12 protein-coding genes are annotated in these 19134 nt (G+C 37.1%); 3 read left to right on the top strand and 9 right to left on the bottom strand.

From position 1 onward, the window contains the following. Positions 1-12: 12 nt before the first annotated feature. The 7 genes from ACUN24_RS14265 to lpdA all read right to left on the bottom strand — a co-directional run bounded on the left by ACUN24_RS14265 (position 13) and on the right by lpdA (position 9182). Positions 13-948, bottom strand: coding sequence for an alpha-E domain-containing protein (locus tag ACUN24_RS14265; protein WP_132396505.1), 936 nt, complete (start codon positions 946-948; stop codon positions 13-15). A gap of 10 nt (positions 949-958) precedes the next feature. Continuing rightward, positions 959-2407 (bottom strand): circularly permuted type 2 ATP-grasp protein, encoded by a 1449-nt coding sequence (locus tag ACUN24_RS14270; RefSeq protein ID WP_132396503.1) that lies wholly within the window; start codon positions 2405-2407, stop codon positions 959-961. A 2007-nt stretch (positions 2408-4414) separates the two neighbouring features. Beyond that, positions 4415-4942 (bottom strand): ferritin, encoded by a 528-nt coding sequence (locus ACUN24_RS14275; protein WP_132396501.1) that lies wholly within the window; start codon positions 4940-4942, stop codon positions 4415-4417. A gap of 482 nt (positions 4943-5424) precedes the next feature. Continuing rightward, the gene (locus tag ACUN24_RS14280) at positions 5425-5784 is read right to left on the bottom strand and encodes a hypothetical protein (RefSeq protein WP_132396499.1); all 360 of its coding nucleotides are present in this window, start codon (positions 5782-5784) and stop codon (positions 5425-5427) included. Positions 5785-6175: 391 nt separating this feature from the next. Further along, complete coding sequence (locus ACUN24_RS14285; RefSeq protein WP_445563093.1) at positions 6176-6739, bottom strand: GNAT family N-acetyltransferase; 564 nt, start codon at positions 6737-6739, stop codon at positions 6176-6178. Beyond that, on the bottom strand, positions 6739-7578 hold the full coding sequence (locus tag ACUN24_RS14290) for an MBL fold metallo-hydrolase (RefSeq protein ID WP_445563094.1): 840 nt from the start codon (positions 7576-7578) through the stop codon (positions 6739-6741). Before ACUN24_RS14290 ends, ACUN24_RS14285 begins: the two co-directional genes overlap by 1 nt. Positions 7579-7793: 215 nt before the next feature. Next, positions 7794-9182: a dihydrolipoyl dehydrogenase gene (lpdA, locus tag ACUN24_RS14295; protein WP_445563095.1), complete on the bottom strand. Its 1389-nt coding sequence runs from the start codon at positions 9180-9182 to the stop codon at positions 7794-7796. A gap of 602 nt (positions 9183-9784) precedes the next feature. Here lpdA and ACUN24_RS14300 point away from each other — a divergent pair. Then, positions 9785-12949, top strand: coding sequence for a TonB-dependent receptor (locus tag ACUN24_RS14300; protein ID WP_445563096.1), 3165 nt, complete (start codon positions 9785-9787; stop codon positions 12947-12949). A 189-nt stretch (positions 12950-13138) separates the two neighbouring features. Beyond that, positions 13139-13450: a hypothetical protein gene (locus ACUN24_RS14305; RefSeq protein ID WP_445563097.1), complete on the top strand. Its 312-nt coding sequence runs from the start codon at positions 13139-13141 to the stop codon at positions 13448-13450. Between the two features lie 449 nt (positions 13451-13899). On the opposite strand, the gene ACUN24_RS14310 is transcribed toward ACUN24_RS14305, so the two are convergent. Next, positions 13900-15081, bottom strand: coding sequence for an AIR synthase related protein (locus ACUN24_RS14310; protein WP_445563098.1), 1182 nt, complete (start codon positions 15079-15081; stop codon positions 13900-13902). A gap of 716 nt (positions 15082-15797) precedes the next feature. Next, a complete protein-coding gene (locus ACUN24_RS14315; protein ID WP_121283457.1) occupies positions 15798-17972 on the bottom strand; it encodes a glutamine synthetase III family protein in 2175 nt (724 codons plus the stop codon). A 202-nt stretch (positions 17973-18174) separates the two neighbouring features. On the opposite strand from ACUN24_RS14315, the gene ACUN24_RS14320 reads away from it, so the two are divergent. Beyond that, a complete protein-coding gene (locus tag ACUN24_RS14320) occupies positions 18175-19023 on the top strand; it encodes an energy transducer TonB (RefSeq protein ID WP_445563099.1) in 849 nt (282 codons plus the stop codon). The last annotated feature ends 111 nt before the right edge of the window (positions 19024-19134 follow it).

A 19134-nucleotide genomic window follows, 5' to 3' on the forward strand; every position in this document is an offset into this window, starting at 1 on the left:
TGTGGTTAAAAATTATGAGTTTGCGAAATAATATTCATTTAACAGGTTTCCGATGCCGAAAAGCTCTGCCCTGATTTCTGTAAGGTAATGATGCAACTGCTCTTCGTTCATGGTGTTAACAGAACTGTAAGTAATCATACTTTTTAAACGTCCTATTTTAAAAGACAGGTTATTGTAGTGTTCGATGTTACTTTCGCTCTTTAGCCGGTTAAAATACCGTTCAATATTGTTCATGGCATATAATGCTGAACGTGGAAAATCGTTATTGAGCATCACCAATTCGATAATGTTTTTCGCATCAAACCCTTGCCGATAAGTTTTCAGGTATAATTCATAGCCACCCAATGATAATAACAAGTGTTTCCAGTAGGCGATATCGGTCAACAAATCAGGATTGCTGCTGACCGAACTGAATTTAATGTCGAGGATATCGATGGATTGGATACTTCTTTCCAAATGTTTGCCAATTTTCATGAAACTTCTGCTTTCCCCGCGTTCCATTACACTGTCTGCTGTGCCATGGTACAGCATTACCTGTTTGATTAAAACATCCAGAGCCGTTACCGGATCATCTTTTTGTACGTACCACAATAATTTTTCGTCTTTAACCGCATGGTAATATTCGTTTAAACATTGCCATAAGTCTTTTGGGATATGTTCCTGTACGCTCCTTGCATTCTCACGCGCAAGGGTAACGATGTTTAAGATCGAATTTGGGTTATCGCGGTTTAATAAGAGGTATTCGATCACCGCGCGACTATCGTGCTGGATATTCAATAGTTCATTTTCGTCATCAGACGAAAAAATCCTGATCACAGGTTTCCAGGTGAATTCCTGTATGGTATCCTGAGAGGAAGCGTAATTTATTTTTAACATACGCAGCATACCGTCGCTGCGCTCAACGTATCTGCTTAGCCAATATAGGCTTGATGCCACTCTACTTAACATATGCTGTATTCTAAGAAGTTAAAACCCATGTATCTTTACTGCCACCGCCCTGCGAACTGTTTACCACGAGTGAGCCTTCTTTTAAAGCTACCCGGGTTAAGCCGCCTGGAACAATCGAGATACCGTCTGGGCCATTTAAGGCGAATGGACGGAGATCTATTCTGCGCGGAGCCAGTTTTCCGTTAATAAAACACGGAGCAGAAGACAGGCTGATGGTAGGTTGGGCAATAAAGTTGCGGGGATCTTTCAATACCTCAATTTTGTATTCCTCTGTTTCCTGTTCAGTTGCCGCATGTCCCATTAACATGCCGTAACCACCACTTCCGTTAGTTTTTTTGATCACCATGGTATTAATATTTGCAAAAACATAATCAAGCTCATCTTGATTGCTCAACTGATAGGTGGGTACATTCTTTAATATTGGTTCTTCGTTCAGGTAATACCTAATCATATCCGGTACATAGGTGTAAACAGCTTTGTCGTCAGCTACGCCGTTGCCTACTGCGTTAATAATCGCTACATTACCTTTACGGTAAGCGCCCATCAGTCCTGCTACGCCCAGTACGCTGTTTGGATTAAAAACCAACGGATCAAGATAGTCGTCGTCTACACGGCGATAAATCACATCCACCTGCTGCAGGCCTGTAGTAGTTTTCATAAATACTTTTTGGTTTTTAACCACCAGGTCACGCCCTTCTACCAGTTCCACCCCCATTAAGCGGGCCAGGGTAGTATGTTCGTAATATGCAGAATTATACATGCCCGGACTTAACAGTACAATTGTTGGATTCGAAACCGCTCTGGGAGAGAGACTCATTAAATTTTTATATAAGATGGCAGGGTATTCGGTTACGCTCCTTACGCCGCATTGCGGAATCAGGTCGGGGAATAGCCTTTTAGTAATTTCCCTGTTTTCGAGCATGTAACTTACACCTGAAGGGGTACGAAGATTATCTTCGAGCACATAAAAAGTGCCGTCGTGATCTCTGATTAGGTCTATTCCGGCAATATGGATATAAATATCATGTAATACATTTACATTGTGCATCTCTCTTAAAAAATGCGGGCAAGAATAAATTACATTTATAGGTACAATCTGGTCTTTTAGAATAAATTGATTGCTATAAATGTCTTTTAAGAAAAGATTTAATGCTTTTAGTCTTTGTTTTATACCTTTTTCTATGAAAGACCACTCTGTTGAAGTAATAATTCTCGGGATGATATCAAAGGGAAAGATTTTTTCGATGCCTTCACCGCTATCATATACGGTAAAGGTTATTCCCTGACTCATAAATAACTTTTTAGCGAGTTCTTCCTTTTTGTTTAGGTTTTCGAGCGACTCTTTAGAGAAATTGCTGATGAAGTTTGCATAGTGATTTCTGTAGTTGTCACCATTTAGAAACATCTCATCATAAGTTTTGGGATGATTAAAGTAATTTTTTATAAAATCTTCTATCATTTTTCTTGAATATTCCCTTAAATTATAATTTTTTGAGTTAAAAAATAACTTTTATGTATTAATATTTGTTTTTGTAATTAATTATTGGTGTTTATTTAAGTTATTTGCATCTAAATATTAGTGTTTTAGATTTTTTTATAATAAATTTTAATTTTTTTAATCAAATTGTTTGCTGATATGAATAAAATATGTACTTTTGTAATGCTCGTTAATTATTATTATATATTTGGTTTAAAAAAAGCGCTGGCAACGGCGCTTTTTTTATAAAACTTTCAAGACTTATCCATAATCAACATAAACCAAACAACCTAAACCAAGAAGCTCCAGCAAAACTGGGGCTTTTCTTTTTTGTATAGCATCTCAATAACTATTCGATAAAGCGTGGTGGAAAGGGTAGTAGTTTGGTCATCCTTGCGCATGCGCGGATCTTAATGCTCTAGCGTCGATACTCTTATGGCTTAGTAAAATCCCTCTAGATCAGCGGTTCTTTTCTGCTCGATTAGCGGGAAACAAATGGATTTGCCGTGTAAGGTTTCCCTGCAGGTTTAAAAGGATAAGAAACACGGATTAAATAAATATTGAGTTAAGGATTAGAAATGTCGTCATCCTCGCGCATGCGGGGATCTTAATGCGATATGCTTTTCCTTTTATGACTTAGTAAATCCCTCTAGATCAGCTGTTCTTTTCTGCTCGATTAGCGGGAAACAAATGGATTTGCTGTTTAAGGTTTTCCCGTAGATTTAAAAGATAAGTAATGTAGATTGAGTATTTGGTGGCGAACTAAAATTACCATATAAGGAATTTGAGAAAATATAAGGGTATTGAGCCTATATGTCCTCATCATCTTACACGGTAAAAAATAGTTTGCCCTTTTGTGGTTAGAGATAATGCTAAGCATTGGTTTGGGCTTGTTATATCTGCGCATTCAGTGGCATCTGCGGGAACAACTGTTTATAGTTTGTGTTTCCCGCAGATTTAAAAAGATAAGAAACGCAGATTTAACGGATATTGAGTTAAAGATTAAGAAATGTCGTCATCCTGGCACAGCGGGATCTTAATGCGATGTTCTTTTCCTTTATGACTTATAAAATCCTTTTAGATCTGCGGTCTTTTTCTGCGTTATCAGCGGGAAACAAATGAATTTGCTGTTAAAGGTTTTTCCGTAGATTTAAAAGATAAGTAATGGTAGATTGAGTATTTGGTGGTGAACTAAAATTACCATATAAGGAATTTGAGAAAATATAAGGGTATTGAGCCTACATGTCCTCATCATATCTTACACGGTAAAAAATAGTTTGCCCTTTAGTGGTTAGAGATGATGCTAAGCATTGGTTTGGGCTTGTTATATCTGCGCATTCAGCGGCATCTGCGGGAACAACTGTTTATAGTTTGTGTTTTCCGCAGATTTAAGAAGACAAGAAACGCAGATTAACAGATATGAGCTAAGGATTAAGAAATGTTGTCATCCTCGCGCTTGCGTGGATCTTAATGCGATATTCTTTTCCTTTTATGACTTATAAAATCCTTTTAGATCAGCGGTCTTTTTCTGCGCAATCAGCGGGAAACAAATGGATTTGCTGTTTAAGGTTTTCCCGTAGATTTAAAAGATAAGTAATGTAGATTGAGTATTTGGTGGCGAACTAAAATTACCATATAAGGAATTTGAGAAAATATAAGGGTATTGAGCCTATATGTCCTCATCATCTTACACGGTAAAAAATAGTTTGCCCTTTAGTGGTTAGAGATAATGCTAAGCATTGGTTTGTGCTTGTTATACCTGCGCATTCAGCGGCATCTGCGGGAACAACTGTTTATAGTTTGTGTTTCCCGCAGATTTAAAAAGATAAGAAACGCAGATTTAACAGATATTGAGCTACGGATTAAGAAATGTCGTCATCCTTGCGCATGCGGGGATCTTAATGCTCTAGCGCTGATACTTCATCGAATTTTATATACAAAAAAAAGCTACCCGATTTGGATAGCTTTTCAATATATGTTTTGTTGTTGTTATGCTTCTGAATAAGTGATTTTATTCACATGTTTATCAATTTCCCATCTTCCTGTACCTTCTTCGCCAATTACTTCGAATAATTCTAGTGCCCTGCGTGCTTTGTATTCTTCTTCACGTTGTTCTTTCAAGAACCAGTTCAAGAATTCCATGGTTACAAAATCCTGCTCTTTATGGCATTTTGCCGCAAGATTTTTGAAACTCTGGGTAATTGCAATCTCTGCTTCCAAAGCATCTTCGAAAACTTCCCTAAATCCGGCGAAGTCGGTTTTGATGCCTGAAACTTCAGGAGATATCGCGTTTCCGCCCATATCCAAAACATATTTAAACAATTTTAACTGATGTACTCTTTCTTCTTCAGATTGTTTTAAAAAATAATCTGCTGAAAAATCGAATCCATTTTGGTCGCACCAAGATGACATTGATAAATATAGTGATGAAGAGTGAGCTTCTTTTTTGATCTGCTGATTTAATAACGTTTCAATATCCTGTGATATTAAACATTTAATGCGCATTAAGTCTTTCATAATTTTCTTTGCTTAACTAATGATACAAAGATAACAGCAAATTAGCCAGATTGTGTGATTTATTTGCTATATGAAATTAGTCTAAATTGCTGATAATTAGTTATTTGTAATTAGTTTAAATAAGGTGAAAGGGATGGAAAATGTAAGAGGGAAAATGGAATAACGCGAGACGGATAGTGTTTGAAAATCAGAGGGATAATGATCGGTTTTCAGTTGGCAATTTTCAGTTTGTAGTATTCAATGAATTAAATCCTTATGAATAACTGAGGATTAGAGAATGGGTCAGTATCGAAATTTACCTCGTGATCGTCATCCTGAGTTTATCTCAGGATCCTTCTGGTAACAGATACTGAATGGAATACAAATGAATAATATTCAAATTGATAGTTTAATATAAGCAGTTAATCTTTTTAAGTAATTAACCGATTAACCAATTTGAACTTACCAATAAACTAATGACTAATGAACCACTGAACTAACGACTAATAAACCAACCTATAAAGGCAGTCGCTGATGATGTGGTTGAGTTTGAACATGGTGAAAGTACCATGCAACAGATCTTTTAAGGCAATAATTTCCAATGCACTTAATAAATAGATGTGTTCGCAGCCATTAAAGGTAACCAGTTCGAAATCGGCTTTGTGGGTATTTAAAAGGAGGGCTTCTATATCAATTTGTTCTACAACAGCTTTTAGTTTTTGAAGAGACAGACAGTTGTAACGTGCAAACTTTCCACCAAAATCTACATAAAAGCAGTTTAATTTATCTGATTGATAAACAGAACCCTGGGTATTTGAGAATACGTTAACCAGTTCGTTGATATCGATACATGCTTTTTCCATTGATTACAAAAATTGGTATTATTTAGATTAAATACAAATAAAAGAGAAAATAAATTTTGAAGGTGCTGAGTGCGGGATGTTTTTCGGGTTGCCAAATCTGCGCTATAAAAATATTATACGTTTTATTTATTATTGATAGAATACCAAAAGTGATTTACTTGTTAGAACGTAGTACTTTATAACAATTGCCGGTTAAAAGAAATGAGCTATAATGACCTTATATTTCTTAAATGGTAAATAGCTGAAGCTGGTACATAAAGTAAAATGTCTGAAAAAAGTACATCGCATATTTAAACCATATAAGTTATGTAAGGAAATATAAGCAGCGTTATGCCTATCCTTAAAGTAATTTTAGTTACTTAAATTGGTTAATAACTGAGGTGATTATTCGCTAACAATTGATCTTAAAAACCATGTGATGGTATAATCCTCCCATAAAGTGTTTTTCGTTCTGGATAACGAAATTCATTTTTTCGTAGAGCCTTAATGCATTTGGGTTATTTTGTTCTACCAATAAGCCGACATTATGGTGGCCAAGCTGTTTAGCCCAGTCTATACCCGCTTTAATCAGCTGTTTTCCAATTCCTTTTCCCTGGGCAGAAGGATTGACGCTGATACTGTCGAGGTAAAACTCCCCGGCTTCGGTTTCAGTGCCTTGATTAAGGCCGCTTGCCTGGTAGTATTCATTTACATAATTAAGAAATGGTTTGCGGAGTTCGGGCAGTTTTCCTCCATCATAAGCGTTCAATGATCCCAAAACTTTCCCTTCTTTTTCAAAAACCAGTGTATTTTCATAACTGTATTGATTGCCCCGCTGCATAAAGAAGTGTTTTAAAATTTGATTGATCACATTTTCATCTTCAACATTGGTTAGTTTCTGTGCCAGTTTGCCCATTGCCTGGATAATCAATGGCACTACTGCTGTAGCATCTGAAGGGCTTGCTGGTCTGATCATTATATGTCGCTCAGGTTAAAGGTTTCTGCTACGCGGATTCCCTTTTCTGTGCGTTGAAGGGTACAGCATTCGTTAATGGGATCATGCTCTAAGTATAATATATAGTTGTTATTAACCGCTTCTTCTAAAAAGGCTTGTTTTTCGGTTAGCGTTTTTAAAGGGAACATGTCATAAGCCATAACGTAGGGCAGGGGCAAGTGACCGACCGAAGGTAAAAGATCGGCCATATATACGATTGTCTTTCCTTTATAATTGATTTTAGGCAACATCATGGCATCAGTATGGCCATAAGCAAAGCTGATATTGATATCCTTTTGCCATTCTGTATTTTCTTCTTCGGCTACAAATTTTAGTTGTCCACTTTCCTGGATTGGTAAAATGTTTTCTTTTAAAAATGAAGCTTTTTCCCTTGCATTTGGTTCTACCGCCCATTGCCAATGTTTTTCATTGCTCCAATAGTGTGCATTTTTAAAGGCTGGGATCAGTTTTTCATTTTCTCTCACTATAGCTCCGCCCACATGGTCGAAGTGCAGGTGTGTAAGGAAAACATCAGTAATATCTGTAGTGTTAAAGCCCAAATGTGCCAGCGATTTTTCCATCGAATCATCCCCATGCAGATAATAATGACTGAAAAACTTTTCGTCCTGTTTGTTTCCAATTCCGGTATCCACTAAAATCAACTGGTTGCCTTCTTCTATTAACAGACAACGCATGGCCCAGGTACAAAGGTTGTTCGCATCAGCTGGATTGGTTTTTTGCCAGATGGTCTTGGGTACAACGCCAAACATAGCGCCGCCGTCTAATTTAAATAAGCCTGTGTTTATGGTATGGAGTTTCATTTAGGGTTTAGGGTTTAGGGTTTAGGGTTTAGGGTTTAGGGTTTAGGGTTTAGGGTTTAGGGTTTAGGGTTTAGGGTTTAGGGTTTAGGGTTTTAAAAAAAATGGACTATAAAAATACAAAAACCCTTTAGGATTAACTAAAGGGTTTTTGTAAATGATATTGGTTTTACTTACCGATGTGACACCTTATGCCTTCCACCTTTAAACCCTCTACCTTATAAGTGTATCACTTCTCCGTAAGCATCAGCGGCAGCTTCCATAATGGCTTCGCTCATGGTAGGGTGAGGGTGAACAGATTTAATCATTTCGTGACCAGTAGTTTCCAGTTTACGGGCAACTACGATTTCGGCAATCATTTCAGTAACATTGGCACCGATCATGTGTGCGCCTAATAATTCGCCGTATTTAGCATCGAAAATTAATTTTACGAAACCATCTTTAGCACCGGCAGCACTTGCTTTACCTGATGCAGAGAATGGGAATTTACCGATTTTTAATTCGTAACCAGCCGCTTTAGCTGCTTTTTCGGTATAACCTACTGAAGCGATTTCTGGGGTACAATAAGTACATCCCGGGATATTATTGTAATCTAATGCTTCAACATGCTGACCAGCGATTTTTTCTACACAGATAATGCCTTCTGCAGAAGCAACGTGGGCTAAAGCTTGTCCGCCTACCACATCACCAATAGCATAATAACCTTTAACTGAAGTATTGTAGAATTCGTCGGTAATAATTTTGCCTTTTTCCGTTTTGATACCTGTTTCTTCTAAACCGATGTTTTCGATGTTGGCTACAATTCCTGCTGCTGAAAGCACGATGTCTGCCTCGATAGTTTGCATGCCAGAAGCTGTTTTAACAGAAACCTTGCAACCTGCACCGCTGGTATCAACCGATTCAACACTTGCTGAAGTCATTACATCGATACCCACTTTTTTCAGGCTGCGCAATAATTGTTTAGAAACGTCTTCGTCTTCCACCGGAACAACGTTATCCATAAATTCTACAATGGTTACTTTGGTACCCATAGTTGCATAGAAATAAGCAAACTCTACACCAATTGCGCCAGAACCTACTACTACCATGCTTTTTGGTAATTCAGGAAGTACCATAGCCTGGCGGTAGCCGATAATTTTTTTGCCATCCTGTTTCAGGTTCGGCAATTCTCTTGAACGGGCACCTGTAGCAATGATGATATTTTCAGCACTTAGTTCCTGTTGAGAACCATCCGCACCTTTAACCTCTAACTTGTTTCCTGGTTTTACTTTACCCGTACCCATAATGACGTCAATTTTATTTTTTTTCATTAAAAATTGAACGCCTTTGCTCATGCCATCGGCAACACCACGGCTGCGTTTTACCACAGCAGCAAAATCTGCAGTTGCACCAGCAGTAGTAATTCCGTAATCAGCAGCATGATTAATATATTCGAAAACCTGAGCGCTTTTTAAAAGTGCTTTAGTAGGGATACAGCCCCAGTTTAAACAAATACCACCTAATGATTCACGCTCAACAATTGCAACTTTTAGTCCCAACTGAGAAGCTCTGATTGCAGCTACGTAACCACCTGGGCCGCTGCCTAAAACAATAACGTCGTAATTCATCTGTTTTTAATCTATTTTAAAGAGATTTGTTTTTAATTGTTTTATACCTGTAATCTGCTTCATATCCCTTGACAAGGGTTGCCTACAACCTGATTACAAAAGTTAAAAGATTTTCACCTCGCAACAATCCTTCAAAACTAAAAAAAAAATGTCAATTGAATAGGGCAATGTTGAGATAGCTTTTAAAAATTACAATGGATGAATATTGCTTTGAATATTTTATGCTAAAACAATAGCTATAATCAAGTTGATTTGCAGAATAATATATTGGTTAGGTAACAAAAAGTTAAATAACCGCGATGTAATGGTTGAAAAAATGGTGTTAATATATATTATTCGAAAAATACCAATATTAACATAAGTTTTATGCTTAAATTATAATCAACTGATTGTTTCTTTATTAAAAATTTAGCTTTATTATCAAAGTGTTGATAAACTGAAAGTTATAATCTGCCCAATATGTGTTAAATGTTGAAAAGTTTTGCCTGACTTAATAATTATTTAACATTAGATGTTAAAATGTGTTAAATTTAATTAGGACATTTGCAGCATAATATCATTAATTAGATTATCAACAACAAAAAACATTTAAAAAACAAAGTATGAAGAAATCTTTACTTTTAAGATTAGTACTGGTTATTGTTGCATTTGTAGGTATTACCATTGGTGCTAATGCACAGGTAACCTCATCATCAATGGCAGGAACAATTAAGGATGCCAAAGGCGCCTTACCTGGGGCGAGTGTTAAAGCAACACATACACCAACTGGTACAGTATATTCTGTGTCGACAAATAATGATGGCCGTTTTGTAATTAATAACATGCGTGTAGGCGGTCCTTATATTTTTGAAATCAGTTTTGTTGGCTATCAACCAGAAAAAGTAACTGGAGCAATGTTAAAGTTAGGTGAGCCTTACTTATTAAACCTTGTTTTAAGTGAAAATGGTAAACAACTACAAGAAGTTGTGGTTGCTGGGAAAAGAGACGCCGTATTTAGCAGTAAGAAAGTAGGTGCTTCTACCAATGTTAGTAAGGATCAAATTCAAAATTTACCATCTTTATCACGTTCATTACAAGATTTTACACGTTTAACACCACAAGCTAATGGTAATTCATTTGGTGGTATTAACAATCGTTTTAATGGCTTAACTATTGACGGAGCTGTAAATAATGATGCTTTCGGTTTAGGAAGTACAGGTGCTCCAGGTGGTCAGGCAAATACTCAACCGATTTCTTTGGATGCGATTCAAGAACTTCAGATTGTTTTAGCTCCATTTGACGTTACGAACAGTAATGCAATTGGTGGTGGAGTTAATGCTGTTACCCGTTCTGGATCAAATACTGTAGAAGGTTCGGCTTATTTTTTCGGAAGAAATCAAAACACAATTGGTAAAAGTGTTGATGGTACAAATACCAAAGCATTACCTTTCCATAATTTTACTTACGGTGCAAGAGTAGGTGCCCCAATTATTAAAGATAAATTATTTTTCTTTGTAAGTGCCGAAAGACAAAGTATTGTTCAACCAACAACTTTTAACTCAGGTGATGTTGGTGCAGTTTCTACAGCTGAGCTTCTAAGAATCGCTAAAGTTGCTAAAGATCGTTACGGCTATGATGCAGGTGGTATTGACGCATTTGATGCAGAAACTAGAAGTGATAAATTATTTGCTCGTTTAGATTGGAATATCAATTCAAAAAACCAACTAACCTTGCGTCACAACTATATTAAAGCTTATGATGATAACATTTCAAGAAGTGCAACATCTTTCCGGTTTGCAAGTAACCTATATCGCTTTAATGATCAACAAAATAATTCAGTATTAGAGTTAAGAAGTGCTATTTCAAGTACTTTATCTAATAATTTAATTATTGGTTATTCTAGAATTAGAGATACAAGAGCTACTGTTGGCGATTTATTCCCGCAAATCAGAATTAATGGTTTAGGTACTGGTAGCCAATCTGCTACTTTAGGTTCAGAAGCATCTTCAACAGCGAATGAATTAGATCAGGATATTTTCGAATTTACTGATAACTTTAAAATTTTCGCAAATAAACATACTTTCACAATTGGTACACACAATGAGTTTTATAAAATTAGAAACTTATTTGTGAATAATTTAGCCGGAAGTTATGCATGGAATAACTTAGCGGACTTTGAAGCCAATACTAAACCTTCTGCAGCTACAAGTACTTCAAAAATTCCAGGAGATCCAAGACCTGCAGCTAGATTTAGCGCTGCACAGTTAGGATTTTACTTCCAAGATGAAATAGATGCCTTTAAAGGTTTTAAATTAATCGCTGGTTTAAGAGTAGATGTACCGCTAATTTTTGATACTCCGTTAGCTAACCCTGATGTTGTTGCTACTTTTCCTAATTACAGAACTGATCAGGTCCCAAGTGGTCAAATACTTGTTTCTCCTCGTTTGAGCTTTAATTGGGATTTAACAGGAGATCGTTCGGTTCAGTTGAGAGGTGGAGGTGGATTATTAACAAGTCGTGCTCCATTTGTATGGATATCTAATCAATTTTCAGGAAACGGTATGTTAACTAGTTCTGTTAGCGCACCAATTGGTACAGGTACTTTTATTCCAGATGTAAATAATCAATCGGCTGCTGGTGGTGTTGCTGGTACAACTTCACAAATTAGTTTAATTGATAATAATTTCAAATTACCTCAGGTTTTTAGAGCCAATTTAGCAGTTGATTTTAAATTACCTGGTGGAGTTCAGGCAACAATCGAAGGATTGTATTCTTCTACAGTTAACAATATTTCATATAAAAATTTAAATATTAAACCTTCTGTAGCGTCAATTAATCCCGCTTTGTCAGGTGGTGCCGATACCCGCCCACTTTTTGTAAATACAACGGCAGGTAGAGTAAACGGAGCTAAGTTTACTGAGGTTTATTTGTTGCAGAATACAAGAAGTGGTTCAGCTTATAACGTAACTGCTCAGTTGCAAAAATCATTTGACTTAGGGTTATATGCTTCAATTGCCTATACTTATGGCAAGTCAGAAGATATTAACTCAGGTTTTAGTAGTACAGCAAGTTCTGGTTTCGGAGGTGTGTTAATTTCTGGCGATCCTCAAAACCCACCTTTAGCTTATTCTAACTACGATCTTCGCCATAGAGTAGTTGGTGCTTTAAATTATTCAATTAAATATGGTAAAAATAAAGCTTCAGCAACTACTTTCTCATTATTCTATGTAGGTAAATCTGGAACCCCATTCTCATATATCTACAATGGAGATCTGAACGGTGATAATTCAATTTCTTCTGGTAATCCTAGTAATGATTTGATTTTTGTACCTCGTACATTAAGTGATATTAAATTAATTCCTTTAGCTGCTTCAGGGTCTTTACCTGCTCAATCGGTAGCTGAACAATGGGCTGCATTAGATAACTACATTAGCAACGATCCTTATTTAAGTAAAATTAGAGGTCAATATTCTGAGCGTAATGTTGCAAGAATGCCATGGGAACATCAGTTTGACGTTCGCATTATGCAAGATCTAGGTATTGTATTTAAAGGCACTAAAAATTCATTACAGCTTTCTGTTGATATTATTAACGTTGGTAATCTGATCAATAAAGATTGGGGCAGATCTTATTTTATTAATAATACTGCATACTCACTTATCAATTATGTAACAACTAGTGGCGGTGGTTTTACATTCAGAGCACCAACTGGTGGTGTTCCATACGCACCATCTTCTTTCCTATCAAGATGGCAAGGACAAGTTGGCATTCGTTATAACTTTAATTAATACTTAATCAATTTATATTATGAAGCTCCGATCAAATCGATCGGGGCTTTTTTTATAATTACTGAGCTGTTTATAAACGCTATTTAGATAGCTTAGAGTAAATGTTGAATTTGGTTAGCTGTGTTAAAGACCGATATTGTCGTAGCGTTTATTAACCATGATACGTTTTTGTAATAAAACTAAAATAATATGAAAAATCTCATCTATTTAATGCTCTTGTTTTTATGCTTTGCTTCTTGTAAAAAGCTAACTGTAAAAGAAGAAAAAACATTTTATGAAATTAATGTACCTAAACCTAATGGATACCTTACCAGTGCGATACGTGTTACACTCATGGTAGATGGCAAAGCAGATATTGTGCCGGGTGGTGATGTAGCAGATAGAGGTACTTACAAAGTCAAGGGTAAAAAGCTTACTGTTACAGCAGGAAAAGAATATGAATTTGAAATCATATCGGAAACAGAAATTAAGTACGCTGAACGGATTTTGAGGTTGCAATAATTTATTTAGATAAGTAAAGGTTTTGAAACGCCCCGATCATTCGATCGGGGCGTTTGTTTTTACCAGGTTTTTAAAATAAATCAATTTTTATATGGTAGTTGGTATAGTAAAATAGCCACTTCATGTAAAAATAAGAATTGCTTAATAGTTGATGTATATTTTTATAAAGGAAAACAAAAAAACTATTATGAACAAAGTACGCTCTTTCTTTAAAATAACATACTATTCAATATGAGGAATTATTAATGCCTGGAAATAATAGCGATCATATAGCTACTTACGATACTAATTTTTTAGTGGATTACGGCTTGTAAAGTGGTTTTATAAATGTGATGACTAGTATTGGTGCAAATAACCCGAATCATTTTATCTCATTTAATGTGAGCTAAAAATTGAGTAAAAAAGGGCTGAAATAAAATTTCAACCCTTTTTCATTAAGTTCTATTATCTTAATTATAAATAAAAGTTCCTTTTTCGCTTTCGATGGTTACCTGTTTCTGATCGCCTTTTTCTACCCGACCGATAATTTGTGCATCGATATTAAAGCTTTTTGATATCTCGATGATGTTATCTGCAATTTCTTGTGGTACATATAGCTCCATACGGTGACCCATATTAAATACCTTGTACATTTCTTTCCAATCTGTACCCGATTGTTCCTGTATGAGCTTAAATAGCGGCGGAATAGGGAAGAGGTTATTCTTGATGACGTGGATATCATCATTGATGAAATGCAATACCTTGGTTTGCGCACCACCACTGCAATGTACAATACCATTGATCTGGCTGCGGTAGCTTTCTAAAATCTTTTTAATTACAGGCGCATACGTGCGGGTTGGCGATAATACCAGTTTACCAGCAGTGGTTTTGCCGAAACCTTCAATCTCGATTTCTTCGGCTAATTGTTTTTTTCCGGAGAAAACCAGGTCGAAAGGAACGGCCGGATCAAAACTTTCAGGGTAATTATTGGCAACAGCTTTTTCAAAAACATCGTGACGGGCAGAGGTTAATCCGTTCGATCCCATGCCACCATTGTATTCGGTTTCGTAAGTCGCTTGTCCGGATGAGGCTAAGGCCACAATTACGTCGCCAGGTTTAATGTTATCGTTGCTGATGATGTCTTCGCGCTTTAAGCGACAAGTCACCGTAGAATCGACGATAATAGTTCTTACCAGATCGCCAACATCGGCAGTTTCACCACCTGTGGAGTAGATGGAAATGCCCTGTTCGCGCAAATCGGACAGAATCTCTTCTGTTCCGTTAATTACGGCCGCGATTACTTCGCCGGGAATCAGGTTTTTATTCCGCCCGATGGTTGAGGATAACAAAATATTATCGGTAGCACCCACGCAGATCAAATCGTCGATATTCATGATAATGGCATCTTGTGCAATACCTTTCCATACCGAAATATCACCGGTTTCTTTCCAGTATACATAAGCTAAAGAAGATTTGGTACCGGCACCATCGGCGTGCATGATGTTGCAATAATCCTCGTCACCACCTAGAATATCGGGGATGATTTTGCAGAACGCTTTAGGGAAAATTCCTTTGTCGATGTTTTTGATGGCATTGTGCACATCTTCTTTTGAGGCAGAAACGCCACGTTGATTGTACCTGTTATCACTCATGTTGCCGCAAAGATAGTTTTTTAAGGTGGAAGGTAAAAGGGGAGAAGATAGAAAGGTTGGTAGAAAGTCCGAAGTCTGGAGTCCGAAGTCCGGAGTCGATGGTGCAGATATTAATTTGCGTTGGGGTTTTACTTGCACGGGCTTTTCTTTACAATATAATTGAAAAAGGTTTTGGAAGTGAACGTTCGTTTTTCCTGGCGGCCTGCAGTCCCGCTTTTCCTACTGCCGTTTTAAATTCTGGCGATTAAAAAACTGTCGATTAAAACGGCATCCTTACAATCGGGCTTAGGTACAGCGGGCTGGTTCCTTGTGGCTGGGTTTTTCCCTGCACAGGCCTATCTGAAATAAACCTGATTGCATGGATGCTGTAAACGATGAATTAAAGACATAGAAAAAATTTACAGCAGGAAGGAAAGCAGGAGTGTTTTAACCGATGAGCACAGGTATTGCTTTCCCAAAAAAAAAGCATTTGCCAACGTAAGTAATTTCGATTAGATCCTGACCACGAAGTAGCTATTAGACCTTTGAAACTATAAAAATTGCTAATAAAACAAGTTCAGGATGACGCTACTTCGGAACTGCAGCTGATGGACTTACTTAGTAGCGATCGTTGTAAGATTGCTTCATCGTTCCTCTTACAGCAATGACGGATTTATGAAACAAAAAAGGCGTAGAGTATAAACCCTACGCCTTAGACCTTTTAGCTTACGCCTTTCTTATTTCATGAATAATAATTCTCTGAATTTTGGTAAAGGCCAAACGCTATCGTCAACAATTTGCTCTAATTTATCAGCGTGGTAACGGATGATATCGAAGTAAGATTTAACTTTCTCATCGTATGCAATCGCTTTTTCGCGGGTATCTTCGATTTTGTTGGTTACTTTACGTTCTTCTAACATCGCATCGATATTGGTTTTCACAATTTCTAAATGCTCAGTTAATTTTTTAACGATATCAATAGAAACTTTGCTATCTACACCAATTGCTTTTAATCCCTGTACGTTTGCGATTAAAGAATTTTGGTAAGCAATTGCAGCAGGAATGATAGCGGTGTTCGCTACTTCGCCCATTACACGTGCTTCGATCTGTAATTTTTTGTAGAAGTTTTCTAACATGATTTCATGACGGGCATGAATCTCACGTGCACTGTAAATACCAGTAGTAGCAAATAACTCAGCAGATTTCTCCGTTAAATAAGCATCTAAAGCTTTTGGTGTAGTTTTGATGTTTGATAAACCGCGTGCTGCAGCTTCATCTTCCCACTCCTGGCTATAACCATTTCCTTCGAAACGGATGTTTTTAGATTCTTTGATGTATTTTTTGATCACCGTTAATAAAGCGATGTCTTTTTTATCACCTTTTTTGATCAATTTATCAACTTCAACTTTAAATTTAACCAATTGCTCGGCCATAATTGCGTTTAAGATCGTCATCGGAGCAGAAGAGTTTGCTGAAGATCCAACCGCTCTAAGCTCAAATTTGTTACCTGTAAATGCGAAAGGTGAAGTACGGTTACGGTCGGTATTATCTAATAAAATTTGAGGGATTTTAGGGATACCTAACCAAAGTGCATTGTCTTCCTTGATTTTTTTGCTGATACGTGAGTGCTCAATCTCATCTAATACATCGTTCAATTGTGAACCCAGGAAGATAGAGATAATTGCAGGTGGCGCTTCGTTAGCACCTAAACGGTGATCGTTGCTTACTGATGCAATACTTGCACGTAATAAATCGGCATGCTCGCTAACTGCTTTAATGGTGTTTACAAAGAAAGCAAGGAACATTAAGTTGTTTTTAGGCGTTTTACCTGGTGCCAGTAAGTTTTTACCTGTATCGGTAATTAACGACCAGTTGTTGTGTTTACCTGATCCGTTGATACCTGCATATGGTTTTTCGTGTAATAAAACACGGAAGTGGTGACGACGGGCAACTTTTTCCATCAAATCCATCAACAATTGATTGTGATCGATTGCTAAGTTGATTTCTTCGTAAATTGGCGCACACTCAAATTGAGACGGTGCAACCTCATTGTGACGGGTTTTTAAAGGAATACCTAATTTTAAAGCTTCGTTTTCGAAATCTACCATGTAGCTGAATACACGCTCAGGGATAGAACCGAAATAGTGATCTTCTAATTGCTGGCCTTTAGCAGACATATGCCCGAATAAAGCACGACCAGTTAACAATAAATCCGGACGGGCGTTAAATAACGACTCATCAACAAGGAAATATTCTTGCTCAATACCTAAAGATGCATTTACTTTAGTGATGCTTTTATCGAAATACTGGCAAACATCAACAGCAGCTTTATCTAATGCAGCTAATGCTTTTAATAAAGGTGCTTTATAATCTAACGCTTCACCAGTATAAGATACGAAAACTGTAGGGATACAAAGGGTTTTACCTGCTTTACTTTCCATAATGAATGCTGGAGATGATGGATCCCAGGCAGTATAACCACGGGCTTCGAAAGTATTACGGATACCACCGTTAGGGAAACTAGAAGCATCTGGCTCTTGTTGAACTAAAGCGCTTCCTGCAAATTTCTCGATAGCTCCATCGCCACTTGGCTCAAAAAATGAATCGTGTTTTTCAGCAGTTGTACCAGTTAATGGCTGGAACCAGTGCGTATAATGCGTTGCGCCGGCACTCATTGCCCACGCTTTCATAGCGGTTGCAATTTGATTGGCATCGTCTGAATTAATTAACTCACCCTGGTTGATAGATGATATTAATTTTTCATATACGTCCTTAGATAAGAAATCTCTCATTTTTTTCTTATCAAATACATTAGCGCCAAAAAAGTCAGAAATTTTTGCCGCTGGTGCTTTAACTTCTGGTGAAATTCTGTTTTGAGCCTCTTTTAATGCGATGGTTCTTAAGCTTTTCATTAATTCGTTATGTTTTTTGTCAAAAATAGTATATTTTATTAATTCTCGTCAAAGAATCGTGTTGTTTTTATGAATTTTATTGAAAATGAAATAAAAAAATGTTTTTCGGGTGAGAAATTTCATTTTTTGTAAAGAAAATAGATTTTTCGAATGTTTTATGGAATTGAAGATTTTGCTGCATCATGGTATAAAAATAAAAGCTATGTTCAACTCTTCAATTAACGTATACAAAACCGAGTGGCTCGATCTTGTATTTGCAAACCGCAACAAAAACTATGGTGCTTACGATTTAAGGTCTAAATCTTCGAAGATTATGACAAGGGCACTTTTTGTATCTGGAAGTTTATTTGTACTTGCCTGTTTCTCTCCCTTAATTTATGCAAAATTGGTTCCTAAAGAAGAAGCGGTTGTAGAAACGGCAAAAATTATAGACTTAACGGATGTGATTCACCAGATGAAACCGGATATGCCTAAACCAGAGGAAAAATCTGAACCCAAAAAAGCAGAACCGGTAAAGGTTAAAACAATAGCGATTCCATCACAAGTGGTGGTGGTTAATAAAACAGAGCTTCCTCCTCCTCCAACAGTTGATGATATAAAATTAGCGGTGATCAGCGCTACGACACAGGATGGAGTAGTGGCTCCTGCTGCGGTAGTAACCGAGAATAAAGCTAAAGGTAGTGGTGATGGCTCAGGAACAGCTAAAGAGGGTACTGGAACCGCTGAAGATAAAGAGATTTATTTGGGAGCTGATGAATACCCTGAATTTACAGGTGGCGCGAAGGCCTGGTCTAAATACATGGAGCGTAACTTAAGGTACCCATCAAGAGCTCAGGATGAAGGCGCAGCCGGAAAAGTATTTGTGAGTTTTGTGGTGGAAAAAGATGGTTCTATTACTGATGTATCGGTAATTAAAGGAATCGGTTTTGGCTGCGATGAGGAAGCAATTAAAGTGATTAAAAAATCGCCACTTTGGAAACCTGGAAAAAATAAAGGTATTCCGGTGCGTGTAAGGTATAATATGGCCATTAACTTTCAGATTTCTAACTAGAAAGGTATGGAAGATGTGCGATGGAAGATGGATGATGGGGGACTTTCTATTAACGCCCTTGGTTTTTAGGGAGATGTAGTGTTAGGTGAATTGAACGGTTTGGGCGGTGCC

The sequence above is a fragment of the Pedobacter sp. WC2501 genome (genome assembly GCF_052682415.1).

What these genes read in the sequence shown, in the direction of transcription:
- ACUN24_RS14265 (WP_132396505.1), bottom strand. Translation starts at nt 948, where the DNA reads ATGTTAAGTAGAGTGGCATCAAGCCTATATTGGCTAAGCAGATACGTT.
- ACUN24_RS14270 (WP_132396503.1), bottom strand. Translation starts at nt 2,407, where the DNA reads ATGATAGAAGATTTTATAAAAAATTACTTTAATCATCCCAAAACTTAT.
- ACUN24_RS14275 (WP_132396501.1), bottom strand. Translation starts at nt 4,942, where the DNA reads ATGAAAGACTTAATGCGCATTAAATGTTTAATATCACAGGATATTGAA.
- ACUN24_RS14280 (WP_132396499.1), bottom strand. Translation starts at nt 5,784, where the DNA reads ATGGAAAAAGCATGTATCGATATCAACGAACTGGTTAACGTATTCTCA.
- ACUN24_RS14285 (WP_445563093.1), bottom strand. Translation starts at nt 6,739, where the DNA reads ATGATCAGACCAGCAAGCCCTTCAGATGCTACAGCAGTAGTGCCATTG.
- ACUN24_RS14290 (WP_445563094.1), bottom strand. Translation starts at nt 7,578, where the DNA reads ATGAAACTCCATACCATAAACACAGGCTTATTTAAATTAGACGGCGGC.
- lpdA (WP_445563095.1), bottom strand. Translation starts at nt 9,182, where the DNA reads ATGAATTACGACGTTATTGTTTTAGGCAGCGGCCCAGGTGGTTACGTA.
- ACUN24_RS14300 (WP_445563096.1), top strand. Translation starts at nt 9,785, where the DNA reads ATGAAGAAATCTTTACTTTTAAGATTAGTACTGGTTATTGTTGCATTT.
- ACUN24_RS14305 (WP_445563097.1), top strand. Translation starts at nt 13,139, where the DNA reads ATGAAAAATCTCATCTATTTAATGCTCTTGTTTTTATGCTTTGCTTCT.
- ACUN24_RS14310 (WP_445563098.1), bottom strand. Translation starts at nt 15,081, where the DNA reads ATGAGTGATAACAGGTACAATCAACGTGGCGTTTCTGCCTCAAAAGAA.
- ACUN24_RS14315 (WP_121283457.1), bottom strand. Translation starts at nt 17,972, where the DNA reads ATGAAAAGCTTAAGAACCATCGCATTAAAAGAGGCTCAAAACAGAATT.
- ACUN24_RS14320 (WP_445563099.1), top strand. Translation starts at nt 18,175, where the DNA reads ATGTTCAACTCTTCAATTAACGTATACAAAACCGAGTGGCTCGATCTT.